Origin of the sequence: Planctomonas deserti (assembly GCF_003067705.1) — a bacterium.
Taxonomy (GTDB): Bacteria; Actinomycetota; Actinomycetes; order Actinomycetales; family Microbacteriaceae; genus Planctomonas; species Planctomonas deserti.
Window position 1 is genome coordinate 447,885 of the sequence record NZ_QANL01000004.1, and the last position, 26,113, is coordinate 473,997.

The 26,113-nt window shown below is 71.8% G+C and carries 25 protein-coding genes; 15 read left to right on the forward strand and 10 right to left on the reverse strand.

Going from position 1 to position 26,113, the window contains the following annotated elements; genetic code table 11:
- Window positions 1-4 precede the first annotated feature (4 nt).
- From DAI20_RS15575 to DAI20_RS15590, 4 genes are all read right to left on the reverse strand, one after another.
- Window positions 5-310: a hypothetical protein gene (locus tag DAI20_RS15575; protein ID WP_108252448.1), complete on the reverse strand. Its 306-nt coding sequence runs from the start codon at window positions 308-310 to the stop codon at window positions 5-7.
- Between the two features lie 156 nt (window positions 311-466).
- The gene (locus DAI20_RS15580) at window positions 467-856 is read right to left on the reverse strand and encodes a ChaB family protein (RefSeq protein ID WP_108252450.1); all 390 of its coding nucleotides are present in this window, start codon (window positions 854-856) and stop codon (window positions 467-469) included.
- Window positions 857-1,020: 164 nt separating this feature from the next.
- Entirely contained in the window at window positions 1,021-1,650 is a 630-nt protein-coding gene (locus tag DAI20_RS15585) for a CE1759 family FMN reductase (protein ID WP_108252452.1), read from the reverse strand.
- A 107-nt stretch (window positions 1,651-1,757) separates the two neighbouring features.
- Window positions 1,758-2,834, reverse strand: a complete 1,077-nt coding sequence (locus DAI20_RS15590) for a LacI family DNA-binding transcriptional regulator (protein ID WP_108252454.1) — start codon at window positions 2,832-2,834, stop codon at window positions 1,758-1,760.
- Window positions 2,835-3,038: 204 nt separating this feature from the next.
- Here DAI20_RS15590 and DAI20_RS15595 point away from each other — a divergent pair, with 204 nt between their 5' ends.
- The 8 genes from DAI20_RS15595 to DAI20_RS15630 all read left to right on the forward strand — a co-directional run bounded on the left by DAI20_RS15595 (window position 3,039) and on the right by DAI20_RS15630 (window position 11,429).
- Window positions 3,039-3,911 (forward strand): ABC transporter substrate-binding protein, encoded by an 873-nt coding sequence (locus tag DAI20_RS15595; RefSeq protein ID WP_108252456.1) that lies wholly within the window; start codon window positions 3,039-3,041, stop codon window positions 3,909-3,911.
- A 63-nt stretch (window positions 3,912-3,974) separates the two neighbouring features.
- Entirely contained in the window at window positions 3,975-4,760 is a 786-nt protein-coding gene (locus tag DAI20_RS15600; RefSeq protein ID WP_108252458.1) for an amino acid ABC transporter permease, read from the forward strand.
- Complete coding sequence (locus DAI20_RS15605; protein WP_108252460.1) at window positions 4,757-5,527, forward strand: amino acid ABC transporter ATP-binding protein; 771 nt, start codon at window positions 4,757-4,759, stop codon at window positions 5,525-5,527. The genes DAI20_RS15600 and DAI20_RS15605 overlap by 4 nt, the downstream gene beginning before the upstream one ends.
- A complete protein-coding gene (locus DAI20_RS15610) occupies window positions 5,527-6,567 on the forward strand; it encodes a Gfo/Idh/MocA family protein (RefSeq protein ID WP_108252462.1) in 1,041 nt (346 codons plus the stop codon). Before DAI20_RS15605 ends, DAI20_RS15610 begins: the two co-directional genes overlap by 1 nt.
- 32 nt (window positions 6,568-6,599) lie before the next feature.
- Complete coding sequence (locus DAI20_RS15615) at window positions 6,600-7,736, forward strand: NAD(P)/FAD-dependent oxidoreductase (RefSeq protein ID WP_108252464.1); 1,137 nt, start codon at window positions 6,600-6,602, stop codon at window positions 7,734-7,736.
- 3 nt (window positions 7,737-7,739) lie between these two features.
- Window positions 7,740-8,573, forward strand: a complete 834-nt coding sequence (locus DAI20_RS15620) for a PfkB family carbohydrate kinase (protein WP_205781465.1) — start codon at window positions 7,740-7,742, stop codon at window positions 8,571-8,573.
- A 77-nt stretch (window positions 8,574-8,650) separates the two neighbouring features.
- A complete protein-coding gene (locus tag DAI20_RS15625) occupies window positions 8,651-9,670 on the forward strand; it encodes an SIS domain-containing protein (protein WP_108252466.1) in 1,020 nt (339 codons plus the stop codon).
- A gap of 298 nt (window positions 9,671-9,968) precedes the next feature.
- Window positions 9,969-11,429, forward strand: a complete 1,461-nt coding sequence (locus DAI20_RS15630) for an HNH endonuclease signature motif containing protein (RefSeq protein ID WP_159085089.1) — start codon at window positions 9,969-9,971, stop codon at window positions 11,427-11,429.
- Window positions 11,430-11,906: 477 nt separating this feature from the next.
- Here the strand turns inward: DAI20_RS15630 and DAI20_RS18735 are convergent, their stop codons facing one another.
- Both DAI20_RS18735 and DAI20_RS15635 read right to left on the reverse strand, forming a co-directional pair.
- Entirely contained in the window at window positions 11,907-12,071 is a 165-nt protein-coding gene (locus DAI20_RS18735) for a hypothetical protein (protein ID WP_168927697.1), read from the reverse strand.
- Between the two features lie 93 nt (window positions 12,072-12,164).
- Window positions 12,165-13,094: a DnaJ domain-containing protein gene (locus DAI20_RS15635; RefSeq protein ID WP_108252470.1), complete on the reverse strand. Its 930-nt coding sequence runs from the start codon at window positions 13,092-13,094 to the stop codon at window positions 12,165-12,167.
- 254 nt (window positions 13,095-13,348) lie between these two features.
- Between DAI20_RS15635 and DAI20_RS15640 the strand changes: the two genes are divergently transcribed.
- Window positions 13,349-14,212 (forward strand): patatin-like phospholipase family protein, encoded by an 864-nt coding sequence (locus DAI20_RS15640; protein WP_108252472.1) that lies wholly within the window; start codon window positions 13,349-13,351, stop codon window positions 14,210-14,212.
- Between the two features lie 56 nt (window positions 14,213-14,268).
- Here DAI20_RS15640 and DAI20_RS15645 read toward each other — a convergent pair whose 3' ends face one another.
- The 4 genes from DAI20_RS15645 to DAI20_RS15660 all read right to left on the reverse strand — a co-directional run bounded on the left by DAI20_RS15645 (window position 14,269) and on the right by DAI20_RS15660 (window position 19,578).
- Complete coding sequence (locus DAI20_RS15645) at window positions 14,269-15,096, reverse strand: carbohydrate ABC transporter permease (RefSeq protein ID WP_108252474.1); 828 nt, start codon at window positions 15,094-15,096, stop codon at window positions 14,269-14,271.
- Window positions 15,096-16,040: a carbohydrate ABC transporter permease gene (locus DAI20_RS15650; protein WP_205781466.1), complete on the reverse strand. Its 945-nt coding sequence runs from the start codon at window positions 16,038-16,040 to the stop codon at window positions 15,096-15,098. Before DAI20_RS15650 ends, DAI20_RS15645 begins: the two co-directional genes overlap by 1 nt.
- A gap of 4 nt (window positions 16,041-16,044) precedes the next feature.
- Window positions 16,045-17,319: an ABC transporter substrate-binding protein gene (locus tag DAI20_RS15655; protein ID WP_108252476.1), complete on the reverse strand. Its 1,275-nt coding sequence runs from the start codon at window positions 17,317-17,319 to the stop codon at window positions 16,045-16,047.
- A 123-nt stretch (window positions 17,320-17,442) separates the two neighbouring features.
- Window positions 17,443-19,578: a right-handed parallel beta-helix repeat-containing protein gene (locus DAI20_RS15660; RefSeq protein ID WP_108252478.1), complete on the reverse strand. Its 2,136-nt coding sequence runs from the start codon at window positions 19,576-19,578 to the stop codon at window positions 17,443-17,445.
- 163 nt (window positions 19,579-19,741) lie between these two features.
- Here DAI20_RS15660 and DAI20_RS15665 point away from each other — a divergent pair, with 163 nt between their 5' ends.
- From DAI20_RS15665 to DAI20_RS15690, 6 genes are read left to right on the forward strand one after another with little or no spacing between them, the layout of a single operon-like run.
- Window positions 19,742-20,902 carry a mandelate racemase/muconate lactonizing enzyme family protein gene (locus tag DAI20_RS15665; RefSeq protein ID WP_108252480.1) on the forward strand — a complete coding sequence of 387 codons (1,161 nt, stop codon included), beginning with the start codon at window positions 19,742-19,744 and terminating at the stop codon, window positions 20,900-20,902.
- Window positions 20,902-21,870 (forward strand): MBL fold metallo-hydrolase, encoded by a 969-nt coding sequence (locus DAI20_RS15670; protein ID WP_108252482.1) that lies wholly within the window; start codon window positions 20,902-20,904, stop codon window positions 21,868-21,870. The genes DAI20_RS15665 and DAI20_RS15670 overlap by 1 nt, the downstream gene beginning before the upstream one ends.
- Window positions 21,867-22,925: a Gfo/Idh/MocA family protein gene (locus DAI20_RS15675; RefSeq protein ID WP_159085090.1), complete on the forward strand. Its 1,059-nt coding sequence runs from the start codon at window positions 21,867-21,869 to the stop codon at window positions 22,923-22,925. Before DAI20_RS15670 ends, DAI20_RS15675 begins: the two co-directional genes overlap by 4 nt.
- Window positions 22,918-24,156: a CaiB/BaiF CoA transferase family protein gene (locus DAI20_RS15680; RefSeq protein WP_108252486.1), complete on the forward strand. Its 1,239-nt coding sequence runs from the start codon at window positions 22,918-22,920 to the stop codon at window positions 24,154-24,156. The genes DAI20_RS15675 and DAI20_RS15680 overlap by 8 nt, the downstream gene beginning before the upstream one ends.
- Entirely contained in the window at window positions 24,153-25,328 is a 1,176-nt protein-coding gene (locus tag DAI20_RS15685) for a type 2 periplasmic-binding domain-containing protein (RefSeq protein ID WP_108252488.1), read from the forward strand. The genes DAI20_RS15680 and DAI20_RS15685 overlap by 4 nt, the downstream gene beginning before the upstream one ends.
- The gene (locus tag DAI20_RS15690; RefSeq protein ID WP_108252490.1) at window positions 25,325-26,110 is read left to right on the forward strand and encodes an enoyl-CoA hydratase/isomerase family protein; all 786 of its coding nucleotides are present in this window, start codon (window positions 25,325-25,327) and stop codon (window positions 26,108-26,110) included. Before DAI20_RS15685 ends, DAI20_RS15690 begins: the two co-directional genes overlap by 4 nt.
- Window positions 26,111-26,113: the final 3 nt, after the last annotated feature.

The window sequence follows — 26,113 nt, forward strand, 5'->3', positions numbered from 1 at the left end:
GCCGTCAGGCCAGGAGGGTGAACGCGCTGGCGCTCAGCGTCTCCGCGTCATCCGGGCACAGGTACTCGTAGCCGCCGGGGCGCCCGAGGAACTCCGCGAGCGCGCTCGACAGCACGTCGTGGGCCGAGAGGTGCGTCGGCGAGTCGTACCGCGTCACCTCGTAGCGGCCGTCGCGGAGCTCGACGAAGCCGAGCAGTCCGATGCCGGCACGGCCGTCGAGTCGCCGGTCGGCGACCCGCCAAGTCGTCGGGGAGGTCGGGGTGATTCTCAGGTCGTCGGCTTTGGGGGTGGGGTGTTCTCGGGTACGCACGGGGGTCCTTCGCATTCGGGTGTGAAGTACTGACGACGGTGCGCCTGGGTGAACGCGTGTCGCGGGGTGATGCTGTGGTGGGGGTGGTGCCGTACTGCTGTGGTGCTGTCGTGCTGCGCTTGGGTAAGCGATCGGCGCGCGGGTACGCGCCGAGATCTAACCGCGGCTCTGCCGCGTCTTGCGGTCGTTCGCCTTGCGGATCGCGTCGACCAGGTCGCCCTTCGTCATCGAGGAGCGGCCGGGGACGTCGAGCTTCTTGGCGAGGTCGTACAGGTGCTTCTTCGACGCGTTCGCGTCGACCCCGCCCTCCGTGTCGGCGGAGGGATCCCCCGCCGCGCGGGCATCCGAGGGGCCGGATTTCTCCTTGGCCTCCCAGTGGTCCCCCACCTTCTCGTACGAGTGCTTCAGCGCGGCGAAGGCGGTGCGGTGGGCCCGCTCCCCCTCGCCGTACGTCTTCACGGCAGAGTCGTGGGCTTCGGACCAGATCGCCTGAGCGTGCTGGGGCGACCGCCGGATGGTATCCGGGATCTCCTCAGTGCTCGGCATGTGTCCTCCACCTGGGGAACTAGGGTGACCCCGAATCTACACTGGCGTGTCGCGGCGGCGCGACTGTTACGGGCGTATTGCGCCGCCGCGGCGCGGCCCCCTTTCGGGCCGGCGCCGCGACGGGCGCGGTGCCCGAAGGCCGGGCGACGCGCGCCGGACCGGCGTCAGCGCTGCGCCGCGGCCCCGGCGAGCAGCGACGCGAAGTCGAGCCCGGCGCCGAGCGGGTCCGGCGTCGACGTGCGGCGGGAGCGGGAGACGAGGTCCGCGAGCTCCCCCGCCGCGCGCTCGATGCGGCGCTCCAGGCCGTTGCCGCCCTCGGATCCGGCACCCCAGTCCGAGGACGCCGCGAACACGCCCGTGGGCGTGACGACGGCGTGCAGGTAGCTGAAGAGCGGCCGCAGCGCATGGTCAAGCACGAGCGAGTGCCGCTCGCTGCCCCCGGTCGCCGCGATCAGCACCGGCACCCCCTCCAGCGCGCCGAGCTCGACGACGTCGAGGAACGACTTGAAAAGGCCGCTGTAGCTGCCGTTGAAGACGGGCGTCACGGCGATGATGCCGTCGGCGCCGGTCACCGCGTCGAGGGCCCTCCGGAGGGCGGGGCTGGGGAAGCCCGTGAGCAGGTTGTTCGTCACGTCCTGAGCGACCTCGCGAACCTCGACGTGCTCGACGACGGCCTGCACCCCCTGGGCGCTCAGCCGGTCGACGGCCGCTGCCGCGAGCCGGTCGGCCAGCAGCCGGGTGGACGAGGGAACGCCGAGGCCGGCGGAGACGACGGCGATGGTCCGGGTGGTCATGTTTCTCTTCTTCCTCTATGCGTTTGCATACAGGTGGGAGAACGCTGCCGGACGGAATCTATTCCCGGCGCCCGCCGCCTCGGGCCCCTCAGGCCGCCTTAGGTCCCTCAGGCCCGCACGGGCACCGGGCCGACCGAGTCGCGGAGCACGAGGGTCGCCGGCAGCCGCGCCCGCACGTCGTCGTGCGGCAGGCCGGCCAGCCGCCGGAGCAGGATGGTCGCCGCGGCGACCCCGACGTCGTAGATGGGCTGCGCCACGACCGTGAGCGGCGGATCGGTGAGCGCCGCCCAGTCGAAGTCGTCGAACATGACGAAGGAGAGGTCGTCCGGCACTCGCAGGCCGCGATCCCGGAGGGTGCGCAGCACGTCGAGCGCGATGAGACTGTCGGAGGCGAGGATCGCGGTCGGCGGGTCCTCGAGCTCGAGCAGCTCCCCCGTGATCGCCCGCGTGCGCTCCGGCCCGAGGGCGCCGAAGCGAATCAGGTCCGCCGAGGGCTCGATGCCGCGGGACCGGAGCGCGCTCACGATTCCCGCGAGCCGGTCCGTCACCGACGACACCCGCAGCTGGAGCCGATCCGAGTACCCCTCCCCCTCGGTCTGCAGCGCGGACACGAAGGCGATGCGGGTGTGCCCGGCGTCGAGGAGCGCGGCCGTGGCATCGCTCGCGCTCGGCGCGATGTCCACCTCGACGGACACCGCCTCGAGCCCCGGGACGCGCCGGTCGAGCAGGACGAGCGGCCTCCCGGAGTCGTCGACCCTGCGCAGGTGCTCGATGTGGAAGCTGGACGCCGGGGCGACGATGAGGCCGTCGACGCGCTTGTCGAGCAGAACCCGCACCGCGTCTATCTCGGTCTGCACGTTCTCAGACGTGTTGATGAGGATGACGTCGTAGCCCGCCGCCTTCGCGGTGTCCGAGATCCCCCGCATGGCGAGTCCGAAGTAGCCGTTCTCGATGTCGCCGACGATGACGCCGATGGTCTTCGACCTGCCCGTGTTCATGCTGCGGGCGAGCTCGTTCGGGCGGTAGTCGAGGTCCTCGGCGGCCGCCTGCACACGCTCGCGGACGCTGTCGCTCACGGCGCCGTAGTCGCCGAGCGCTCGGGCGGCCGTCGCCTTCGAGACCCCCGCCCGCCTGGCGACGTCCGCCACGGTCGTGGCGCGCTGCCGATCACCCGGTTCGACCATGAACACAAGCTCCTGTCGCTCAAGAATTGACCCTTGACTGGCCTTCACAGCGGCGGGTAGGTTGCCTACTCAAGCGAATGAGACCGGTCTCAACATAGCGACTGAGACCGGACTCAACAAGCGCCTCACCCGAAACACACACCTTCGGTCCCACCCCGACGGTGCCAGGTCGCCACAGGCCACCCCCACACGAAAAGGACAGCTGTGAACATTCGCACCACGCTTCGCCCGGTGATCGCGGCCGCCGCCGGCGCGGCCGCCCTCCTCTCCCTCGCCGCCTGCAGCTCCGGCGGCGGCCAGGCGGCGAGCTCCACCGAGGACAACCCGTACAGCCTGATCACCCCGGGCGAGATCCGCGTCGGCAGCGTCGGCGACATCAAGCCGTACGCGTTCGCCGACGCCGACGGGAAGTTCAGCGGCTTCGACATCGAGCTCTTCACCGATGTGGCCGAGCGAGCCGGCATCGACGACGTCGTCTTCACCGGCCAGGACTTCTCCAGCCTCCTCGCCGCCGTCGCGAACGGCCAGTTCGACGTCGGCGTCGCCGCCATCGGCATCACCGATGAGCGCAAGCAGACCGTCGACTTCAGCGACGGCTACCTCGCCGGCTACCTCACCCTGCTCAGCACGAAGGACAGCGGCGTCTCATCGCGCGACGACCTCGCCGGCAACCGCCTCGGCGTCGTGCAGGGCACCCTGCAGGAGGCCTACGCGGTGAAGAACTTCCCCGACGCGGAGCTCGTCCGCTTCCCGGACAACAACACCGCCATCGCGGCGCTCAACAACGGCACCGTGCAGGCGCACTTCCTCGACTACGAGTCGACCAAGGCCTACATCGAGCAGTACGACCTCGTGAGCGTGGAGGACATCCCCTCGTTCGACGCCCCGGCCGGCTTCGCCCTGAAGAAGGGCAACGACGAGCTGCGCGAGGCGCTGAACGAGGGCCTCGCCGAGGCGATGGAGGACGGCACCTGGAAGGAGCTCTACCAGAAGTGGTTCCCGGGCTCGCCGATGCCCGAGCAGTACCTGCCCAAGGCCGAGCAGACCTCGACCCCCACTCCCGCCCCGGAGTCCTGATCCGAAAGGGGTGGTGCGGGCACGCCCGCACCACCCCATCCCCCACACGTCTAGAGGAATTCCATGGACTGGCTCGACACCCTCCTCAGCACCTTCTTCGACTTCGAGGCGATGCTCGCGGTACTGCCGCAGCTTCTCGGCACCGGCCTCGTCAACACCCTCGTCATCTCCGCCGCCGCGACCGTCATCGGCGTCGTGCTCGGCATGGTCATCGCCGTGATGGGGATCTCCCCCTCCCGGTGGCTGCGCGTGCCCGCCCGGATCTACACCGACGTGTTCCGCGGCCTGCCGGCGATCCTGACCATCCTGCTCATCGGTCAGGGATTCACCCGCTTCAGCCAGGCGATCTTCGGCCCCTCCCCCTATCCCCTCGGCATCCTCGCGCTCAGCCTCATCGCGAGCGCCTACATCGGCGAGATCTTCCGCGCCGGCATCCAGAGCGTCGATCGCGGCCAGCTCGAGGCCTGCCGGGCGCTCGGCATGAGCTACGGCAAGGCGATGCGTCTCGTCGTGGTGCCGCAGGGCATCCGCCGGGTGCTGCCCGCCCTGGTGAACCAGTTCATCGCCATCGTGAAGGACTCGAGCCTCGTGTACTTCCTCGGGCTGCTCGTCACGGAGCGCGAGCTGTTCCGGGTCGGCCAGGACGCCGCGGTGCTCACCGGCAACCTGTCCCCGCTCGTGCTCGCCGGCCTCTTCTACCTGATCATCACCGTGCCCCTCACCCACCTCGTCAACTACTTCGACAACCGGTTCCGCACCGGGCGCCGCAAGGCCGCGCCGCCGAAGAGCGGTCTGGACGAGGTCGAGGAGCTGGCACCCGTCACCCTGACCTACGGGAGCAACACATGACGTACACATCGCCCGTCCCGGTGACCGACGGTCACCTCTACCAGGGGTCGAGCCTCGAGCTCGTGAACCTCGGCATGGCGTACGGCGCCATCGACGTGCTGCGCGACGTCAGCATCTCCGTCGCCCCGGGCACGACGACCTGCATCGTCGGCCCCTCCGGCTCCGGCAAGTCCACCATGCTGCGCGGCATCAACCGCCTGCACGAGCCGAAGTCCGGGAAGGTGCTGCTCGCCGGGGAGGACGCCCTCGCGCTCCGGCCCGACGTCCTGCGCCGGCGGATCGGCCTGGTGTTCCAGCACTTCAACCTCTTCCCCGACCACACCGCACTGGAGAACGTCGCGCTCTCCCTGCGCAAGGTCAAGGGGATGCGGAAGCAGGACGCGCTGCAGGTCGCCAACGAGCGCCTGGCCGAGGTCGGCCTTGCCGAGCGTGCCGATCACCGGCCGAGGGACCTCTCCGGCGGTCAGCAGCAGCGCGTCGCCATCGCGAGGGCGCTGGCCATGGAGCCCGAGGTCATGCTCTTCGACGAGGTCACGAGCGCGCTCGACCCCGAGCTCGTGAAGGGCGTGCTCAACCTCATGGCCGCCCTCGGCCAGCGCGGGATGACCATGGTGGTGGTCACCCACGAGATGAACTTCGCGCGCCGGGTGGCCGACCAGGTCGTCTTCATGGACGAGGGCCGGGTGGTCGAGATCGGGCCGCCCGAGCGAATCTTCGACGCTCCACGCAGCCCGCGGCTCCAGCGCTTCCTCTCGCAGGTGCTCTGATGGGGCGCGCCATCCGCGTCGGGCTGGTCGGCTTCGGCACCTCCGGCCGGGTCTTCCACGCCCCCTTCGTAAGCACCGATCCCGACTACTCCCTCGACGTGATCGTCACGGCGGACCCCGAGCGCGCCGCCGAGGCGAGCCGCCTGCACCCGGGCGCCCGGATCGTCGGGACGCCGGACGAGCTGTTCGCCCGTGCCGACGAGCTCGACCTCGTGATCCTCGGCTCGCCGCCCGCCACGCACGCGCCGCTCGCCCACCGTGCCATCGACGCGGGGCTCGCCGTCGTCGTCGACAAGCCGTTCGCGGTCGATGCCCGCGAGGGCGCCGACCTCGTCGACCACGCCGTCAGCAGCGGCGTGCCGCTCACGGTCTTCCAGAACCGGCGCTGGGACGGCGACTTCCTCACTCTCCGCTCGCTCGTGCGGGACGGCGCCCTCGGCGAGGTGCACCGGTTCGAGTCGCGCTTCACCTGGTGGAAGCCGCAGGAGGCCAAGAGCTGGAAGGCCGCCGCGACCGCGGCCGAGGGCGGCGGCATCCTGTTCGACCTCGGCACGCACCTCGTCGACCAGGCCGTGCAGCTGTTCGGCGACGTCGACGACGTTCACGCCGAGCTCGACACCCGCCGTCCGGGCGGCGCCGCGGAGGACGACGCGTTCGTCTCCCTGCTGCACGCGTCCGGGGTGCGCTCGCACCTCTGGATGAGCTCGCTCGCCGCCCAGGCCGGCCCTCGCTTCCGCGTGCTGGGCTCGAAGGCCGGTTACACGAAGTGGGGCCTCGACGAGCAGGAGGGCCGCCTCAAGGCGGGCGCCCTGCCCACGGACAACGGCTACGGGATCGAGCCGGAGTCGACCTGGGGCGTGCTCGGCATCGACCCCGACCTCCGGCGCGTGCCAACCGAGCGCGGCTCCTACGACTCCTTCTACTCCCAGCTGGCCGATGCACTGCTGCGCGGCGCCGAGCTCCCCGTGGACCCGCGCGACGCCGTACGCGTGCTCGAGGTGCTCGAGCGCATCCGCGCCGTCGTGCCCGCGCTCGCCTGACACCCCTCTCCTCGACACAACCGAAAGAAGTCATGACACACACCACAACCGCCCCCCGCGTCCTCGTCGTCGGCGCCGGCGTGCTCGGCGTCTCGACGGCCACCGCCCTCGCCCGTGGTGGCGCCCGCGTGACCCTCGTCACCGAGGCCGCCGCGTCGTCCGGCGCCTCGGGCCGCTCGCTCTCCTGGCTGAATTCCGCCGGGCCGCGCACCGACGCCTACCACCTGCTGCGCACGCTCGGCATCGACCGCTACCGCACCCTGGCCGCTCGGCTGCCCGGCGCATCCTTCCTCCGCTTCGACGGCGGGCTCACCTGGGCGGCGCCCGGCTCCTCCTACCGTGACCGCTACGAGCACGAGCGCACCATCGGCTACGACACCGTCTGGCTCCGCCCCGATGAGGTCGCGGCGTGGACGCCCGGCATCAACGCCGAGGCGATCGCCGAGGAGGGCGCCGTCTTCAATCCCGGCGAGGGCTGGGTCGAGCTTCCGCTGCTCATCGAGCACCTGCTGCGCGAGTTCCGCGCGGCCGGCGGCTTCCTCCAGGAGGGCGTCGGTGCGGTGACCGTGCAGACCCGCGGCGGTCGCGCCACCGGCGTGCGTACCGCATCCGGCGCCGAGCTCGAGGCCGACGCGGTCGTTCTCGCGACCGGGCCGTCCGTGCCCGCCGACCTCGCTCAGTTCGGCATCGAGATCCCCGACGCGACGCCCATCTCCCTGCTCGTGCGCACCAAGCCGGTGCGGCTGCCGCTGCGCGCCGTGCTGAACACGCCGCGCGTCGCCGTGCGACCGACCGCGTTCGGCACCCTCGTGCTCGACTCCGCCTGGTCGGAGGAGGAGGTCGTGCCGCGCGGCGACGGCAGCTACGAGGTGCGGGAGTCGACCGTCCGCGGTCTGCTGCGCGAGGCATCGCACGTGCTGGAGGGCGAGCCGGAGCTCGAGCTCGACGGCTGGGGCGTCGGCCCGAAGCCGATCCCGGGCGACGGCGAGCCCGTCGCCGGCGAGCTCGAGCAGGTGCCCGGCCTGCACGTGCTCTTCACGCACAGCGGCGCGACACTCGGCCTCATCCTGGGCCAGCTCACCGCAGACGAGATTCTCACCGGCACGGCCACCCCGCTGCTCGAGTCGTTCCGCCCCTCGCGCTTCGCGACCCGGCTCGCGACCGTCTAGCAGGTGGCGCCGCGCATCGTCGCGGTCGGCGACAACGTCGTCGACTGCTACCGCAAGCACGCCGTCATGTTCCCCGGCGGCAACTGCGTGAACGTGGCCGCCTACGCCTCACGGTTCGGCGCCGAGTCCGCCTACGTGGGCGCCGTGGCGGCGGACCCGGCTGGCACCCTCCTCGCCCGTTCGCTGGGCGAGGAGGGCGTCGGGCTCGACCGGCTGCGGGTCGTGGACGGCTTCACGGCCTACTGCGTGATCGACCACGAGGACGGCGACCGGGTGTTCGTGCAGTCGGAGCTCGGGGTCTCGCGGTTCGCCCCGGACGGCGAGGACCTCGCCTTCATCGGCACCTTCGACGCCGTGCACGTCGGCCGGTCGAGCGGACTCGACGGGCACCTTCGCGAGCTCGCCGGCGTCGCCGCGCTGTCCTACGACTTCGCGACCACGACCGACCCGGACCGCATCGCCCGGATCGCCCCCCTGTGCTTCCTCGCCTCCTTCTCGGGGGGCGGCCTCTCCCAGGCGGAGGCGGACGCCGTGCTGCGCTCGGCATCCGGTGCCGGCGCCCGCTGGACCCTGGTCACCCGGGGAGCGGACGGGGCGCTGCTCAGCGACGGCACCACCGTTCACGAGTGCCCGGCCGCCCCCGCCACCGTCGTCGACACGCTCGGCGCCGGGGATACCTTCGCTGCCCGCGTGCTCGTCGGCCTGCTTCGCGGGGAGTCCCCCGCCCACCTCCTCGCCGAGGCGGCCCGCGCAGCCGCAGCCACCTGCGGCATCGTCGGGGCCTTCGGGCACGGCGTTCCCGTCGACGTCCCCGCCGCAGCCCTCGCCCTGTCCTGACCATCGCCCGCGCCATCCCCGGCGCACCATCACCGCACGCCCATCACCACAGGGCAACACCACAAGGAGAAACACGCATGACAGACGGCACCTACGTCGGCCCCGGCCCCGTCGCGACGATCCCGGACGACATCGTCTCGTCCCAGGAGCGCGCCCTCGAGCTCTGGGACGAGATCGACGGCTTCGTCGCCGGGATCCCGGGACCGCTCCGGCGCGTCTTCCTGGTCGGCGCCGGCGGCTCGTACCTCGGCGTCCAGGCCGCGCAGTACGTGCTGGACCGCCACGCACTCACCCCGTCCGTGGCCATCAACTCCGACGAGTTCTACTTCCGGGCCCCCGCGAGCGTCGGCCCCGGCACGCTCGTGATCGTGCTGTCGGGCACCGGCAACACCCCGGAGACCATCCGCGCCGGCGAGTGGGCGCGCGAGCGCGGCGCATCCGTCGCCGCCGTGACGCTGCGGGCCGACGGCCCGCTCGCCCAGTCGCTGGACACGGTCTTCGTGGCCGGGACCGGCAACGGCACGCAGCTGCTGCTGCAGCTGCTCGCGCTCGCGGTGCTGAAGCGCGACGGCGTGGACGTGACCGGTCAACTCGAGGCGCTGCACGCCCTGCCCGCCGCGCTCCTGGCGGCCGTCGAGGCGTTCGAGCCCCGCGCCGAGCAGATCGCGACCGACATGGCGGAGGTGCCGGTGACCTACGTCATCGCGTCGGGCCCGCTCTTCGGCCCGGCCAGCACGTTTACCATGTGCTACCTGCAGGAGATGCAGTGGCTCCACGCGTCGACGATCAACGCGGACGAGTTCTTCCAGGGTCCGTTCGAGGTCATCGACCGCGACTCGAAGACCATCGTGTTCCTCGGTGAGGACGAGACCCGGCCCATGGGTGAGCGCGTGCGGCGCTTCCTCACCACCTACGGCGGCGAGACCTACTACGTCGACAGCGCGGACCTGGAGCTGCCCGGCATCCCGGCCGAGCAGCGCGGCTACGTGGCCCCGCTCGTCTACGCGGCACTGGTGGCCCGGCTCGCGGCCCACTACGCGGCCGTCCGCGGCTACGCCCTCGAGGGCCGCCGCTACATGTGGAAGGTGGACTACTGATCCGCTAGAGCCACCACGCCGACAGGCTCAGGACCACACCCACTCGCGCCCGAACCGCGAGCACCCACCGGTCCTGGGCCTGTCGGCGTTCCGCGCGGCCTGCGGTTGCGGCGGACGCGGGCGGTCGCGGCTGCGGCGACGCGCTCGTGGCGGGGATGGTTGTTGATGCCGGTGTCCTACTACGGTCCCTGAGCCCGTCGAAGGGACGATGGCCGGTCTCTCGATTGGGCTGATAGAAGTTCTCCACAGGGCAAAAGTTCCTCGTCGAAGAAACTTTCGACGTGGTAGAATGTGTGCTATGGCAACGCCGGCAGCGACGCTCCTCCGCACAGCGGACACCGTCGCACGCCTGGGCTCCTCCCCCGCCGCGTTCGTGACGCTCTCCAAGCAGGACCTCCTCGACGCGTTGCACGCTATCGCCGACCTGCGACAGTCCTGTGACACCTTCTCCGCTTGGATCGCCGGTGAGCTGAACCGCCGTTCGGTGCCTGACCTCGGTTCCGCCGGGCTCGCGCAGCAGGAGGGTTACCGTACGCCTCAGGCGATGGTCGAGGCCATCACCGGAACCACGAAGGGCGGCGCGGTGTCGATCGTGGAAGTGGGCAAGATGCTCGCCGAAACGGACGCCGTCGAAACCGTGCAGCGCGAGCACCCCGAACTCCCGGCGCCGCCCACCCCGTGGCAGGCGCCGATCGCCCACGCCGTCACCGACGGGAAGGTCTCCATCGCCCAGGCGGACGCCATTCGCGCCGGGCTGGGACTGCCGACCGACGCGGTGCCGGCCGAGGCCCTGTCGGAGGCGGCGCGAGAGCTGCTGGATGATGCGGCAACCCTCACGGCCGGTCAGTTGCACCGCCGGGCGAGGCAACTGCGCGACGACCTGAACGACACCGAAGTCGAGGATCGCGAAAAGGCCCAGTTGGAGCAGCAGCACCTCAAGGCATGGAAGCGCCCCGACGGGATGGTGGAAGGCAAGTTCCTCTACGCACCCGAACCCGGAGCCTTCCTCCTCTCCGTCCTCGACGAGCTGACCAACCCGAGACGAGGCGGCCCGCGCTTCGTCAAGGAAGAGGACCGCGCCCGGATCGACGCCATCGTCAACGACCCCCGCTCCACCGAACGCTTGGCCGCGGACGGGTTCCTCGAGCTCCTCCGCATCGGCGCGGACGCCGATCCCGGACAGGTCTTCGGATCGAGGCGGCCGGCGGTGCGGGTGATCGTGACGAAGGAGTCACTGCAGACCGGCGAGGGCCACGGCTCCATCCAGGACACCGGCGAGGCGGTCTCGATCGCCACCATCCGCCGCGAGGTCTGCAACACGGGAACGGTCGCGGTGGTCCTCGATGACGATGGTCAGTGCGTGAACGTCGGTCGCGAGCAGCGGCTCTTCACCGCCCGCCAGCGCACCGGCCTCGCGGTTCGGGACGGTGGGTGCATGTGGCCGGGCTGCGATCGCCCGCCGTCCTGGTGCGAGGCCCACCACATCAATCAGTGGAAACGGGACAACGGCAAGACGGACATCGCCGACGGCGTGCTCCTGTGCAAGCACCACCACCTGCTCCTTCACAACAACGGCTGGGACATCCGACGAACCGGCGGGCGGTACCTGCTGCTCCCGCCGAGATCGATCAGCCCGACCCGCGAAGCCCGCCACCTGGCGACCAAGAGCAGAGCGGTCCAAGACTGGAACGCCCGCCGACACCGCCTCCGAGCGCATGACCGAGACCGCTCCCCAGAACCGACCCCACCCGGCGACTGACCGTGCCCATCAGCAGCTCTTCACGGTCCCTGAGCCAGTCGAAGGGACGCGGCGCACCTCACGTCGCTTCGACAAGCTCAGCGACCGTGACGGCTCAGCGACCGTGCTGGCTCAGCGACGGTATGGACCAGCGACCGCGTCGGTGACGGGGCGTGAACGGAGGAGCCAGCCATCCGCATTCCGTCGCTGCTCGCAAAGCTCTGCGAGACAACCAGTGCAGGCGGGCGGAACCACCCGACGGTCCCTGAGCCTGTCGAAGGGACGCGACGCACCTCACGTCGCTTCGACAGGCTCAGCGACCGTATGGCTCAGCGACCGTATGGACCAGCGACCGCGTCGGCGACGGGCCGTGAACGGAGGAGCCGGCCACCCGCTTTCCGTCGCTGCTCGCGAAGCTCTCGGGAACGACCGGCGCCGATCGGCGGCACACCTCGGTCCCTGAGCCCGTCGAAGGGACGCGAGGTGGCGGTGGGACCTCTACTCGTCCGCGGGGCCCGGGCGGACCTGGGCGTCGTCGCGGATGTCGATGCGGGTCGCGCCGTTCGTGCCTTCGGACACGTCGATTCGCGGGTCCGCGTCCGACTCCACCGCTTCGGGGGCGCTGGTCAGCTGGTCCCTGCGCTTCTCGTCGAAGTCCGTCATCGCTCTCCCTCGTGGCTCGCGCCGGCCGGCTTTGCGGCCCGCCCGTCCCACCGTAGCGGCGAGCGACACAGGCGGCAGGGTCGGGCGGCAGGGTCAGGCGTAGCGGACGCGGTCCTGCAGGCGAGCGCGCAGCTCGAACATGTCCGGTGCCGCGCCGTCCCCGCGGCCCGGAGCGCCGGTGCGCAGCATATGCGGCAGAACCGATCGACGCACGACCACGGCCCCCGACGTGCGGCCACGCTCGACGGTCAACACGGGAAGGGCCAGCGCGTCGTCCGGCACGACGAGGATGCTCGCCGTCACCCGCACGCGCAGCTCGCGACCCAGCGCCTTCGCGCCCTGGGTCAGCGACGCGAGCGGCTCGTGGTCCTCGGGCATCGACTCGCCGACGAGCTCGCCGCGCACGAGGCGCAGCTCGCCCGGCCCCCAGTCCTCCGACTCGAGCACGAACAGGCCGGTCGGGCCGAGCACGAGGTGGTCGATGTGGTGCGGCGCCCGGCCGGCGAGCACGTCGTTCCAGATCGAGTACGCGATGCCGAGCCCCGAGACGGCCCGCGCGGTCGCCTCCTCGGCCAGCGCCTTCGAGAGCAGGCGGCGGAGCTCGAGCGGTGCGGAGCGGACCAGCGCGGGGTCGTACGGATCCTCGAGCGCCGCGCCCCGCCCCGCCCACTCCCGCATGAGCACCAGGAAGCGCTCGCGCGTCGACCCGCCCGGGTGGCCGTACATCCGGGCCCGCACGGACGAGCGCGGACGCTCCGGCGGGTGCGACGGCGGGGCGAACGGCGCGTGCTCGGGCTCGGCGGCCCCGGCGGCGCGGCCGCGGTCGTACAGCTCGCGGGCGGCGGGGTCGCCGATGCGCTCCCAGGCGGCCTGGACGGCGTGGAAGCGGTCCGCGGATCCGCCGGTGTCCGGATGCGTCTCGCGCAGCAGCCTGCGGTAGGCGCGGCGGAGCTCGTTCTGGTCGGCCGTCGCCTGCACGCCCAGCACCTCGTACGGCGTCGGCGAGGCGGGGCTGTCGAGCATCGGGCGGTCCTTCGAATGGGCGTGCAAGGGATTCGAGAATACCGGCGCGGCCTGGGAGAGATACTGAGCCGGGCGGGGCCCGGGCCGAGACCAGGGCGGGGCCGAGGCTCGTTCGGCGAGACCACCCCTGGGCGGTCCCGGTGGTGTTTCCTTGTACGGGGCCGCGCGCCACCGGGTCCGGGACCACCGGGGCCCGCGGACCACCGGCACGACCGCAGCACAGCACCACCGACGCACGGAGAGAGGACACCGACATGGCAAAGCAGGGCGAGGGACGCACGGCACTGGTGCTCGGCGGCGGCGGGGTCGCCGGCATCGCGTGGGAGACCGGGCTGCTCGCCGGGCTTCTCGAGCGGGGAATCGACGTCTCCGACGCGGACGTCGTGGTCGGCACGTCGGCGGGGTCCGTCGTCGGCACCGTGCTGCGGTCCGGTGCGCTGCAGTCCACCTACGAGTCCCTGCTCGAGCCGCCGACCTACGACCTCGCCGGCGTGGAGGGCCTCGACCTCGAGCCGCTCCTCGCGGCCGGCGCCGCGGCCGCGCAGAGCACGGGCACGGAGGAGCAGGCGCGATCCATCATCGGCCGGGTCGCGGCGCGGGCGCACACCCCCGAGACCGACGACCAGGCCGTCACGCGCTTCGAGCGTCTGCTGCCGACGACCGAGTGGCCCCTGGCTGAGCTGCGGGTGACCGCGGTCGACGCGCTCGACGGCACGTTCCGGGTGCTCGACTCCGGATCCGGCGTCCCGCTGGCGCGGGCCGTGGCCGCGAGCTGCGCCGTGCCCGGCGTCTACCCCGCGACCACGGTGGACGGCCGGCTGCTGATGGACGGCGGGATGCGGTCCAGCACGAATGCCGACGTCGCCGCCGACTGCGACCGCGTGCTCATCGTGGCGTGCGGGCCCGAGCTCGCCGTGAGCCCCCTCGGGCCGACGCTCAGCGTTGCGGCGGAGGCGCTCCGGGCGACCGCCGACGTGCTCGTGATCGTGGCGGACGCGGAGAGCACGGCCGCGTTCGGCACCAACCCGCTTCTGCCGGAGTCGAGCACGGCGTCGGCGCTCGCCGGGTTCGCCCAGGCCGCGGACGTGGCCGAGCGGGTCCGCGCCTTCTGGCGCTGACCCGCCCGACGCGCTGACCCGCCCGACCCGCACGTGCCGTCGGGACCCGGCCCCGATCAGCCCTTCGTCGCGCCGGCAGTGACGCCTGTCGTGATCTGGCGCTGGAAGATCAGGTACACGACGATGAGCGGCAGCACGACCAGCAGCACGCCCGCCAGGTAGGTCGGCACGTTGTCCGGGTACTGCCCGCGCAGCGCGCTGACCCCGACCATGAGGGTCCGCTGGCTCGGCGACTGCATGACGAGCAGCGAGATGAGGATGTCGTTCCAGCAGAACAGCGCGTTGAGGATGCCCATCGACAGCAGCGCCGGGCGGCCGAGCGGCAGCATGATGCGGCCGAAGACGCCGTAGATGGTGTTGCCGTCGACGCGCGCCGCCTCGGTGATCTCCTTCGGGATCCGCGCGAAGTACGCGGTCATGAAGTAGATCGTGAACGGCAGGAACTGCGAGACGTACGCGACGATCAGCCCGGGATAGGTGTTGATCATCGAGAAGTCGCTCAGCGTTTTGATGAACGGCACCATGATCACCTGGAACGGGATCATCATCGCCGCCAGGATCAGCAGGAACGTCGCCCTGCTCCCCCGGAACGTCAGGTGGCTGAGCGCGAACCCGGCCATCGACGAGATCAGCAGGATGAGCGCGACCGAGACCACCGTCACGAAGATCGAGTTCAGGTAGTACCGGCCCATGTTGGCCTGGGTCCACGCGTCGACGAAGTTCTGGAAGTTGAAGTCCGTCGTGAGGCCGCCGCGGTCGAGCACGTAGTCGACGCGGGACTTCAGGGCGATGTTCAGCGTGTAGAGCATCGGGTAGATCGTGGCGATGGCGAGGAGCGCCATCGGGGCCGCGATGATCCAGCGGGCCGCACCTGTGCTGCGCATCAGACCTCCTTGGTGGCGCGGCGGAGCACGCGGATCTGGAGCAGGCCGATCACGAGGATCAGCAGGAGCAGCACGACGGACGCCGCCGACGCGAGGGCCGGCTTCGCCTCGCCGTTGAGCTTCCAGATGAGGAACTCCGGCAGGTAGGACGCGGCGCCGGGGCCGCCCGCCGTCATGGTGTACAGCAGGCCGAAGATGCCGGTCAGCATGCCGATGGTGGTGGTGACGAACACGAACTGGATCGTCTGCGAGAGCTCGGGGATGACGACGTACCAGATGGTCTGCCCGAGGCTCGCGCCGTCAATGCGGGCGGCGTCGAGCAGCTCCTGGTCGACGGTCGAGAAGCCGGCGAGGAAGATCACGAGCGCCATGCCGAACGTGGCCCAGATGTGCACGCCGAGCACGCTCGGCAGCGCGCTGTTCGACTGGCCGAGCCAGTCGATGACGGGCAGGCCGAGCGCCTTGTTCACGTCATTGAGCGGGCCGTTCGCCGCGAGCACGATGTTGAAGATGGCCCCGATGATGATGGGCGACAGCACGACCGGAAGGAAGTAGACGCTGCGGTAGAACCGGTGACCGGGCACCTTCAGGAAGATGAAGGTGGCGAGGATGCCGGCCACGAGCACCTCGAGCGGCACGAACAGCAGCACGACGATGACGTTCCGCGCGGCCGCGTGGAACCGGACGTCGGTGAAGAGGGTGACGTAGTTGTCGAGCCCGATGAAGACGCCGTTCAGCTCCTGGTCGCCGGTGAACGAGAAGTTCACGCCAAGCGCCAGCGGGTAGACCCGGAACACGAGCAGGATGGCGATCGCGGGGAACACGAGCACGAGCGGCGCTGCGCGCTCGAGGGTGAAGCGGCGGCGGGGGCGGCGCTTCGCGGACGCGGCCCCGGGCCGGACGTCCGTGGGGACGTCCGGCCGGGACCCGAGCAATGCGGTCACAAACTCACTCTTCCGATGCCTGCAGCTGCGCGACCGCGTCGTCCACGGTCACCTCGCCGACCAGCAGCTGCTGGCCGAGCCGGTGCAGGAGGTCGAGGGTGTCGCCGGAGAGCGCGGTGTGCAGCAGCGGCTTGCTCCCGGGCAGCTCGGCGATGATCTCCTGCGCCGACGTGATGTCGGTGTCGAGCTCGACGGTGGTGTTGGACACGATCTGACCGCCGGCGAGGGCGTAGTCCGCCTGGGCGTCGCGCTCCACGGTCGCCTTGATCCAGTCGACGGCCATGTCCTTCTTGTCCTCGTTGAGCACGCCGTAGCCGATGCCGCCCTCGATGGGCAGCGCGAGGGTCGTGCCCTCGTTGGTGGTGACGGGCATCATGAAGCCGAGGTCGTCGCCGAGGAACTCGTCGAACTGCTTCCAGTGCGCGATGCCCGAGGAGAGCCCGATGACCATGGCGGCCTTCCCGCCCGAGAAGAGGTCGAAGGAGTCGTTGAACATGGCGGTCGAGTTCGCGCCGTCGTTGTACCAGCCGTTCGCGCTCGACTCGGCCCACATGGTGAGCGCCTGGCGGGCGTGCTCGCTCGTCCAGTCGCGCTCGCCGTCGATCCAGGCGTCGTACTCCTCGGCGGTGAAGATGCCCGAGCCGAGGCCGGACAGGAAGAACTCGATGCCGAGCCCCTCCTTGTTGCCGAGGGCGAAGCAGTCGACCTCGGTGCCGGACTCGATCGCGTCGCAGGCGGCGCCGAGCTCCTCCCACGTCTTCGGCGGGTTCTCGGGGTCGAGGCCGGCCGCGGTGAAGATCGCCTTATTGAAGTAGATGGGGAAGCCCTGCAGGAACATCGGCGCGGAGTACGTCTCGCCGTCCGCCTCGAAGGCGGGCCAGCCGGCGAGGTCGCCCTTGATGTCGGAGAGCTCATCGGTGACGGGGATGAGCGAGTCGGCGCGGCTCTTCAACTGCGTGCCGCCGTTGAACAGGGCGACGTCGGGGCCGGTGCCCGCCTCGATCGCGCTGCCGAGGAGCGTGTAGTACTGGTCGAACGGCTGGGAGACGATCTCGACCTCGACGTCCGGGTGCGTTTCGTTGAAGTTCTTGACGACGTCCTCCTGGAAGGCCGCGGCCGCGTCATCGGACGCGCCCCAGTTCCAGACGACGAGCTTGTCGGCCGAGTCGCCCTCGCCGCCGCCGGAGCCGCCGGTTGTGCCGGTGCTCGCGCCGCCGCAGGCCGTGAGGGTGAGGGCCGCGGCGAGACCGAGTGCTGCGGAGCTGATCAATCGCTTCATTGCGAGGTGCCTTCCAGATCTGTGCGGGCGCTCGGGGCGGAGCGCCTCGCCGGGTGATGGCGCGGGCAGCCTTGGTGCAGCACTGCGCCGGTACGCCGAATGTAATTGGTAATACGTGTCATGTCAAACGAATTCCGCCGGGAGTTCGACGTCGGGCAGAGTGCGGCGGCGGAGCGGGTGCGTGCGCCTCCCCTCGTCGCGCGGACCGGCGAGCGACGCGTCCGGAACGAGGATGCCGAGGCCCTCGGCCGGCCCGCCGGGAGCGACGCGGAAGTCGCCCCCGGCGGCGTCGGCGAACCCGGGGTCCGCGATCACCGAGTGCCGGTCCCGGCCCGCCGCGGCCCAGACGTCGTCGAGCGGCTCCCGGAGCTGCCAGTGCAGGTCGGCGTCGTATCCGCCGTTGCCGGCGAGCAGCGCGTCCGGCACGGGACGCTCGTCCCAGAACAGGTTGAGGTCGCTCTCCACGGCGAGCGCGCGGATGTCCCGGTGATCCTGGCGACCCGCGAACGCGGGCGCGCCCCGGCCGACGACGATGTTGTGCGAGAACGTGAACGGCCGGTGCGCCTCGGGCTTGGTCACCGCCACCTGGCTCTCGCCGCCGAAGGCCAGGATGTTGTGCCTCACGACGTTCTCGCGCCCGTAGTTCACGTGGAAAGCCTGGTGGCTGCAGTCATGCACGACGTTGCCCTCGACGATCACGTGGGACGACCCCTGGTCGAGGTAGACGCCCCAGCCGCCGTAGTTGCGGCAGACGACGTCGTGCACGTGGTTCCCCCGGACGATCGTTCCCGGGGCGATGCCGAGGAGGTAGATGCCTCCGGTGTCGTTGAGCCGACCCTGGCCGAGGTCGTGGATGTGGTTGAACGCGATGAGGTTGTTCGCCGACGGGCTGGGCGCGTAGTCCCAGACCCAGCCGACGGAGACGCCCGTGTAGAAGAAGTCGCGGATGTGGTTGTGCGCGATGACGTTGTCGGCCCCGTGCTGGAAGAGGACGGCGACGGCGTTGGGGTACACCCGACCGCCGGACTCGATCTCGCAGTCGCTCACCTCGTTCGCCCGGCAGAACCATTCGCTCGACGCGTCCTCCGACCCGCCGGCCCGAACGGCACCCGCCCCGAGGTCGCGCAGGAGCGCGCCGCTGACGAGCGCACCCCGCGTGCCTCGGCCGAGCTCGATCGCGTAGCCGTCGACCCGCTCCACGCCTCCGCCGAGGAAGACGCAGTCCCTGGCACCCTCGAAGGCGACGGCCGCGCTCGCCTCGGTCGCGCCCTGCACGGCCGCGGCGTAGTCGACGTCGCGGCGGAGCAGCTCGTCCTCCCGCACGCCGAAGGGTGCGCGGGCGCCGGGGGTCTCCTCGAACCCGGCGTGGCGGAACGTGATGCCCTCGATCCGCACGTCGCGCACGGCCCGCCCGGCTTCCGGGTCGCCGCTCACGCGCACGAACCGCTCGATCGCGGGGGCGGCGAGGACGGCGGAGCCGAGGTCCTCGCCGGGCAGCGGGGCGTACAGCAGCCGCGCCTCCCCCGTGCCCGAGACCGTACCGCTGCGATCGAGGTACCACTCGCCCGCCTCCTCCCCGAAGGCCTCCCCCACGTTGTCGAGCCAGTACCGGGCGAAGCGCTTGGTGGCGTCGTCGCGCAGGGCGAAGATGCTGTGGCGCGAGCTGACGAGCTCCCGCCGGTCGCGGTCGATCGAGGCGATCGGCATGCGCTCCTGCACCCAAAAGTGCGGCACGACGACCTCCACCTCGGCGGGGTCGGCCAGTGGCGGCAGGCTTCCGTCCGCGAACTCGAACCGATCGGACCCGTCGAAGAGCGTGCCGTCGAAGTCGCCGCGCACGTCGAGGCCGGCCTGGCGCTCGATGCGCAGCTCGCCGTCGCGCGGGTAGCGCGGGCGGGAGCGCCGCGAGCCGTTCACGTACAGGCTCACGAACCGGCGGTCAGGAGCGGGCGCGCTCCAGACCGTGCGGCCGCGCAGGACGGTCTCGCTCCAGCCGGCGATCTCGGCGGCGCCGTCGAAGACCACCCCGTCGCCGGTGGCGGCGATGGTGGTGTGCGAGTCGTCCGGCCCCAGCTCGAGCGTCTCGGGGATGCGGTAGGTGCCGGGGAGGACCCAGATCACGGCCGACTGGCCGGGCGCCCGGCGGACGCGGAGGAGGCGGATCGCCTGACCGAGCTCGCGGACGGGGTAGGTGCGGGAGCCGATGCCGTGGTGCGATCCATGCGGCCCGATGTAGACCTCGAGGCGGTCGGTGGGCATGCAGACTCCTTCGTCCGGTCGGCGCGCCGCCCTCGCGGTCGGTGCGCCCAGATAGGACGTCATACTATTGGCGGCCCCTGCACTGGCGCGAGGGCGACACATGTGATGTATGTTGTTTCTCGCGGGTCCCGACTCGCACCGTGTTTCGACGATGAAGGACGTTATGAGAATCACCGGCTATCGAGCCCTGCGCACCTTCCGGAACTGGGGGCGGCCGGTGGGCGACGTGAACGGCTTCATCGCCTCGGGCGTGACCGAGGTTCCCATCGTGCTACTGGAGACGGACGAGGGCGTCACCGGCGTCGGCGTCGGCTCCACGAGCGACATCGACCGCCTCTTCCCTGCTCTCGAGGGCGAGGACCCCCGCGGCGTGACGGCCCTGTACGACCGGATGCTCGCGCGCGTGTTCAAGTCGGGGCACGGCGGCGCCACCTTTGGCGGCATCGGCACCCTCGACATGGCTCTGTGGGACATCAAGGCGAAGATCGCCGGTGAGCCGCTCTGGCGCCTGCTCGGGGCGCGCGACCGCTTCGTGCCGGGCTACGCATCCGGGCTGGACATCGCCCTGGACGACGAGGCGCTCGCCGCGTTCTACGGGTCCATGGCGGAGCGGGGCTTCACAAGCGGGAAGCTGAAGGGCGGCGCAGACGTCGACGCCGACGTGCGCCGCCTCGGCATCATCTCGGACGCCCTCCGCGGCAACACCGCCCGCCCCGCCCTCATGCTCGACGCGAACGAGTCGTGGAACCTCAAGCAGGCGGTGCGCTACGTCGCGGCCGTCGAGGAGCGGGTCGACCTGACCTGGGTCGAGGAGCCGTTGCGGCGCTGGGACGCCGCGGGCCACGCCCGCCTCTCCTCCTCCATCCGCGCCGCTGTCGCCACCGGCGAGAACCTCACCGGCCTCGAGCAGTACGCGCCGCTGTTCGATCACCGCGGCGTCGACGTCGTGCAGGCCGGTGCCGTCTGGGGCATCACCCACTTCCTGCGCGTCGCGGTCGCCGCCCACTCCCGCGACCTGCCCGTCAGTCCGGTCGGGCTCACGTCGAACCCCGCCGTCGCGCACGCGGCGGCCGGGGTGCCCAACCATCTGTCGGCGGAGGTGCAGGACCTCGGCACCCCGTTCGGGCTGTCCGTCGACGAGGTGCTCGCCGACGGCGGCATCGTGCTGGGCGACCGGCCGGGCGCCGGCGTCGAGGTGGATGAGGCCGCGATCGCGGCGAACGAGACGTCCGGCACGTGGCTCTCGGTGGACGGGCCGCACGTGCGCTCCCAGCGGGCCGGCCTCCGGCTCGTCCCCGACGACGCGGCGGAGAGGGTCAACTGATGGAACTGCGTCCCGGACTGCACCGCATCCAGGCCCCGCTCGGCGAGCGCTTCATCGCCATGTACCTGCTCGAGGGGCCGGAGGGCGCGCTGCTGTTCGACACCGGCGTCGCGGAGAGCGTGACGGGCACCCTCCTGCCCTACCTCTCGAGCATCGGCTTCGACCTCGCGCGGCTCCGCTGGGCGGTGAGCTCGCACTGCGACTTCGACCACACGGGCGGCAACGCCGCTCTCCTGGCCGCCGCGCCGCACGTCGAGCTGCTGGCGGGCGAGCAGGACGTGCCGCTCGCCGAGGACCTCGACGTGCTCATCGACCTGCGCTACGGGGAGTTCCGCGACCAGGACGGGTTCGACGACCCGCCCGAGACGACCGCGTACATCCGCGAGGCCGCCCAGGTCGCCCCCATCGCCCGGGCGCTGCGCGGCGGTGAGGAGTTCAACCTCGGTGACCGCGTGATCCGCGTGCTGCACGCGCCGGGCCACAGCGACGGGCACCTCGCGCTGTGGGACGCCGACCGCTCCGCCCTCCTCATCGCCGACGCGACGCTGGGCGAGACAGTGCCGACCGCCGACGGCGCCCCGGCCTTCCCGCCCACCTACCGCGACACGGATCCGTACCTCGCGAGCATCGAGGCCTTCCGGGCGCTCGACCCCGAGCTGCTGCTCACGGCCCACTATCCCGTCTACGAGGGCGCCGGGGTGACCGAATTCCTCGACGCGTCCGCCGCGTACACGGATCGCCTCGACGCGGCCATCAGCGCGACCCTGCGGGAGTCCGGCACGGCACTCACGAGCCTCGACCTCATCCGCCGGATCGCGCCCGAGGTCGGCTCCTGGTCCCCCGCGGCTGCCGACTACCTCATCTTCCCCGTCACCGGGAACCTGGAACGGCTGACCGCCCGGGGCCTCGTCACCATGGCGGATGCGAGCGACGGCGCGCACCGCACCTGGACCTGGAGCGCCGCGTGAGCCGCGTCCGCGTCGGCGCCGTGGGCGCCGGCTGGTGGGCGACGAGCAACCACTTCCCACTGCTCGCCGAGCGCGAGGACGTCGAGCTCGTCGGCGTGTGCGGGCTCGGCCCCGACCTCGGCGCCGTCCGCGACCGGTTCGGCTTCGGCTTCGCCACGGAACGGGTCGACGAGCTGCTGGACGCCGGGATCGACGCCGTCGTCGTCTCCACCCCGCACGACCTGCACTTCGACGTCGCCGCCGCCGCCCTCGACCGCGGCCTGCACGTGCTCTGCGAGAAGCCCATGACGCTCCGCGGCGACCAGGCCTGGGACCTCGTCGAGCGCCGCGAGCGCGCGGGCACCCACCTGCTCGTGCCCTACGGCTGGAACTACAAGCCGTTCACCGTCGCGGCGAAGCAGCTGCTCGACGCCGGCGAGGTCGGGCAGATCCAGTACGCGCTCTGCCACATGGCCTCCCCCACCCGTGGCCTGTTCGGCGGGGACCCGTCGCACATGCTCGAGCGCTGGGACTCCTCGACCGCGACCGCCCCCCAGGCGAGCACCTGGTCCGCGCCGGAGCACGGCGGCGGGTACGCGCACGGCCAGGTGACGCACTCCTCCGCGCTGTTCTTCTGGCTGACCGGGCTGCGCGCGGCGACGGTCGCCGGCCGGGTCGCCAACGCGGGGTCGGCCGTCGACCTCTTCGACGCGGCCGTCGTGCGCTTCGACTCCGGCGCCCTCGGCACGCTCTCCGGCGCGGCGACGCTCGCCGACGGCGACAAGTACCAGGTCGACATCCGCATCTTCGGCAGCGAGGGCGTGCTGATGCTCGACGTCGAGCGTGAGCGCGTGACGCTCAGCCGCTATGACGGCAGGCGGCACGAGGTGCCCATCGCGCCGGACGAGGGCGAGTACGAGTGCCTCGTCCCGCCCGCGCGCTTCATCGACCTGATCACGGGCGCGAGCACCGAGAACAACAGCACGGCGGAGGTGGCCGCGCGTTCCGTCGAGCTCATCGAGGCGCTGCTCGCGTCATCCGCCGCACACGGGAAAGAGGTACGGGTCCATGACTGAGGCGGAAGCGGAGACGGAAACGCACGCGGAGACGGGAACGCCGCGCGGGGTCCTCAGCGGCTACCGGGTCGTGGACTGCTCCATCGCCATGGCGGGGCCCTTCGCGGCCCAGCGGCTCGGCGACCTGGGCGCCGACGTGATCAAGGTCGAGCCGACGGCGGGCGAGTGGCAGCGCTTCGCCGCCGCGGGCGGGGCGGCGGGGAACCGGATCAACGTGTCCTTCCTCTCCCTCAACCGCAACAAGCGGTCGCTCGCCGTCGACCTCAAGTCGGAGGACGGCGCCGCCGTCGTGCGCGACCTGATCGCGAGCGCTGACGTCTTCCTGCAGAACTACCGGCCGGGCGTCGCGGGACGGCTCGGGCTGGACTACGAGTCGCTGCGGGCGATCAACCCCTCCCTCGTCTACGTCTCCATCTCCGGGTACGGCGAGTCCGGGCCCTACAAGGACCGCCCGGGCCAGGACCTGCTGCTGCAGGCCATGTCCGGCGCGATGCTGTCCGCCGGCCGGAAGGGCGAGCCGCCGACACCCGCCGGGCAGTACCTCGCGGACGCGGTCACCGCGTCCACGGCGTTCGAGGCCGTGCTCGCCGCCCTGCTGCACCGCGAGCGCACCGGCGAGGGCCAGATCGTCACCGTCAACATGCTCGACGCCCTGACCACGCTGCAGATGCAGGAGCTCTCGGTCTTCACCGTCGGCGGGGTGCCGCAGGAGCGCGGGGAGCAGCCGAACGCCCACGTCTACATCCGCGCGCCCTACGGGGTCTTCGCCACCAGCGACGGCTACCTCGCGCTCGGCTTCGCCGACCTCGAGACGCTCGGCCGCATCATCGGCGAGCCGTCGTTCGCGGGGATGGTGCCGGAGGTCGAGGGCTGGACCCACCGCGACGAGCTGTACGCGAAGACCGAGGCGCGGCTGGCGACCAGGAGCACGGCCGAGTGGCTCGACGAGCTGCTCGCCGCGGGCATCTGGGCGGGGCCCGTGTACAGCTACCAGGACCTGGTGGACGACCCGCAGGTCGCGCACAACGGCACCTTCGTGGAGTACGACCACCCCACCGAGGGCCGGGTGAAGACGCCGGGCTTCCCCTACCGGTTCTCGAAGACCCCCGCGCGCATCGACCGCGGCGCACCCCTCGCCGGGGAGCACACGCGCGAGGTGCTCGCCGACCTCGGCGTGCCCGCCGAGCGCGTCGACGCCCTCCTCTCGTCCGGCGCCGTGGCCGAGTCGTGACGGCCTTCACCGGGCTGACCTGGGATCACCCCCGCGGCCGGGACGCGTTGGAGGCGGCCGCAGCCGAGTTCTCCCGCTCGGGCCCGGACACCCTGCACTGGGACGTGCAGCCGCTCGAGGGCTTCGAGTCCAGCCCCATCGAGCAGCTCGCGGCCTCGTACGACCTGCTCGTGCTCGACCACCCGCACCTCGGCGACGCCCTCGCCGCCGACTGCCTCGTCCCCCTCGACGAGCTCTTCCCGCCCGAGGAGCTGACCGCGTGGGCGGACGGCGCGGTAGGCCCGAGCGCGGAGTCCTACCTGCTCGACGGCCGCCGATGGGCGCTCCCGCTCGACGCCGCCACCCAGGTCGCCGCGCGCCGGGCCGACCTCGTGCCGGATGCGCCCGCCGACTGGGACGACGCGCTGCGGCTCGCCCGCGGCGGGCTGGTCGCGCCGAGCCTCGCCGGCCCGCACGCGTTCCTCAGCCTGTGCTCCATCGCCGTCTCGCTCGGCGCCGATCCCGGCGCTACCGCCGATCCTGGCCCCGCTACCGACGCGGACGCCTTCCTGCCGGGGGACGTCGGAGCCCGGGCCCTCGACATCCTCGCCGCCCTGGCCGCCGCCGCGCCCGCGGGCACCGCGGAGCTCAACCCCATCGGCCTGCTCGAGCGGATGACCTCGGGGGACGACCTCGGCTACGTCCCGCTGGTCTACGGGTACGTCACCTACTCCGCACCCGCGCTCGAGCGCCGGGTCACCTTTGGCGCTCCCCCGGCCGCCGCGCGCGCCGGCTCCACCATCGGCGGCACGGGCATCGCCGTGTCCCGGCGGGCCGAGCCCACCCCCGCGCTGCTCGACCACCTCCGCTGGCTGCTGTCGCCCGAGGCGCAGGCCGGGTTCCTGCCCGCGCACCGGGGTCAGCCGAGCGCGCGCTCGGCCTGGCTCGACCCGCGGGTCGATGCGGAGGCCGGCGGGTTCTACGGCGGCACCCTCGCGACGATCGAACGCGCCTGGGTGCGCCCCCGCTTCGCGGGCTACGTGCCGTTCCAGTCGGCGGCCTCGGCCATCGTGCGGGACGGCGTGCTCGGCGGGACCACCCCGGCGGAGACTCTCGACCGCCTCGGCTCCGCACACCGGCGCGCCAGGGCAGCCGGCTCAGCGCTCACCCCGTCCGCAGGGAGGACAGCATGACGTTCGATCCCGGAACGCCGAACATCGAGGTCGAGGTCGACGGGGCCGTCGCCGTCGTGACGATCGCCCGCCCCGAGAAGCTGAACTCCGTCACCCCCGAGATGTCCGCGGCGCTCGAGCGCGTCGCCGCCTGGGCGAACGACGCGGACGACATCCGGGTCGTCGTGCTGACCGGCAAGGGCGAGCGCGCCTTCTGCGCGGGCTCCGACATCCGCACCCTCGACACGTACGCCACCCCCTGGGACTTCCGGAACCGCCGCGACTACTGCGACGCCCTGCGCGACCTCCGGAAGCCCGTCATCGCGGCCGTCAACGGCTACGCGTTCGGCGGCGGGCTGGAGACGGCGCTCACCTGCGACATCCGTATCGCGTCGGCCACCGCCTCCTTCGCCGCCCCCGAGATCAAGCTCGGCTGGATCGGCGGCGGCGGGATGTCCGCACTGCTCGCGAACTCCGTCGGCGCGAGCAACGCGGCGCTCATGCTGATGACGGGCGACCCCGTCGACGCGGACCGCGCGCTCGCCTGGGGCCTGGTGAGCGAGGTCGTCGAGCCGGCGCGCCTGCTGCCCCGGGCCCGCGAGCTCGCGGCCGTCATCGCGTCGCGGCCGCCCATCGCCGCGGAGACCGCGAAGGCGAACCTCACCGCGGCGTTCAACCTCCCGCTCGCGCAGGCCGTCGCCTACGAGCGCGAGCTGCAGGGCATCACCTTTGCGACCGACGACGCGGCAGAGGGCCGCGCCGCCTTCGCCGAGAAACGACCCGGCGTCTTCCGCCGGAGCTGACAA

What these genes read in the sequence shown, in the direction of transcription:
- DAI20_RS15580 (WP_108252450.1), bottom strand. Translation starts at nt 856, where the DNA reads ATGCCGAGCACTGAGGAGATCCCGGATACCATCCGGCGGTCGCCCCAG.
- DAI20_RS15585 (WP_108252452.1), bottom strand. Translation starts at nt 1,650, where the DNA reads ATGACCACCCGGACCATCGCCGTCGTCTCCGCCGGCCTCGGCGTTCCC.
- DAI20_RS15590 (WP_108252454.1), bottom strand. Translation starts at nt 2,834, where the DNA reads ATGGTCGAACCGGGTGATCGGCAGCGCGCCACGACCGTGGCGGACGTC.
- DAI20_RS15600 (WP_108252458.1), top strand. Translation starts at nt 3,975, where the DNA reads ATGGACTGGCTCGACACCCTCCTCAGCACCTTCTTCGACTTCGAGGCG.
- DAI20_RS15605 (WP_108252460.1), top strand. Translation starts at nt 4,757, where the DNA reads ATGACGTACACATCGCCCGTCCCGGTGACCGACGGTCACCTCTACCAG.
- DAI20_RS15610 (WP_108252462.1), top strand. Translation starts at nt 5,527, where the DNA reads ATGGGGCGCGCCATCCGCGTCGGGCTGGTCGGCTTCGGCACCTCCGGC.
- DAI20_RS15615 (WP_108252464.1), top strand. Translation starts at nt 6,600, where the DNA reads ATGACACACACCACAACCGCCCCCCGCGTCCTCGTCGTCGGCGCCGGC.
- DAI20_RS15625 (WP_108252466.1), top strand. Translation starts at nt 8,651, where the DNA reads ATGACAGACGGCACCTACGTCGGCCCCGGCCCCGTCGCGACGATCCCG.
- DAI20_RS15630 (WP_159085089.1), top strand. Translation starts at nt 9,969, where the DNA reads ATGGCAACGCCGGCAGCGACGCTCCTCCGCACAGCGGACACCGTCGCA.
- DAI20_RS18735 (WP_168927697.1), bottom strand. Translation starts at nt 12,071, where the DNA reads ATGACGGACTTCGACGAGAAGCGCAGGGACCAGCTGACCAGCGCCCCC.
- DAI20_RS15635 (WP_108252470.1), bottom strand. Translation starts at nt 13,094, where the DNA reads ATGCTCGACAGCCCCGCCTCGCCGACGCCGTACGAGGTGCTGGGCGTG.
- DAI20_RS15640 (WP_108252472.1), top strand. Translation starts at nt 13,349, where the DNA reads ATGGCAAAGCAGGGCGAGGGACGCACGGCACTGGTGCTCGGCGGCGGC.
- DAI20_RS15645 (WP_108252474.1), bottom strand. Translation starts at nt 15,096, where the DNA reads ATGCGCAGCACAGGTGCGGCCCGCTGGATCATCGCGGCCCCGATGGCG.
- DAI20_RS15655 (WP_108252476.1), bottom strand. Translation starts at nt 17,319, where the DNA reads ATGAAGCGATTGATCAGCTCCGCAGCACTCGGTCTCGCCGCGGCCCTC.
- DAI20_RS15660 (WP_108252478.1), bottom strand. Translation starts at nt 19,578, where the DNA reads ATGCCCACCGACCGCCTCGAGGTCTACATCGGGCCGCATGGATCGCAC.
- DAI20_RS15665 (WP_108252480.1), top strand. Translation starts at nt 19,742, where the DNA reads ATGAGAATCACCGGCTATCGAGCCCTGCGCACCTTCCGGAACTGGGGG.
- DAI20_RS15670 (WP_108252482.1), top strand. Translation starts at nt 20,902, where the DNA reads ATGGAACTGCGTCCCGGACTGCACCGCATCCAGGCCCCGCTCGGCGAG.
- DAI20_RS15680 (WP_108252486.1), top strand. Translation starts at nt 22,918, where the DNA reads ATGACTGAGGCGGAAGCGGAGACGGAAACGCACGCGGAGACGGGAACG.
- DAI20_RS15690 (WP_108252490.1), top strand. Translation starts at nt 25,325, where the DNA reads ATGACGTTCGATCCCGGAACGCCGAACATCGAGGTCGAGGTCGACGGG.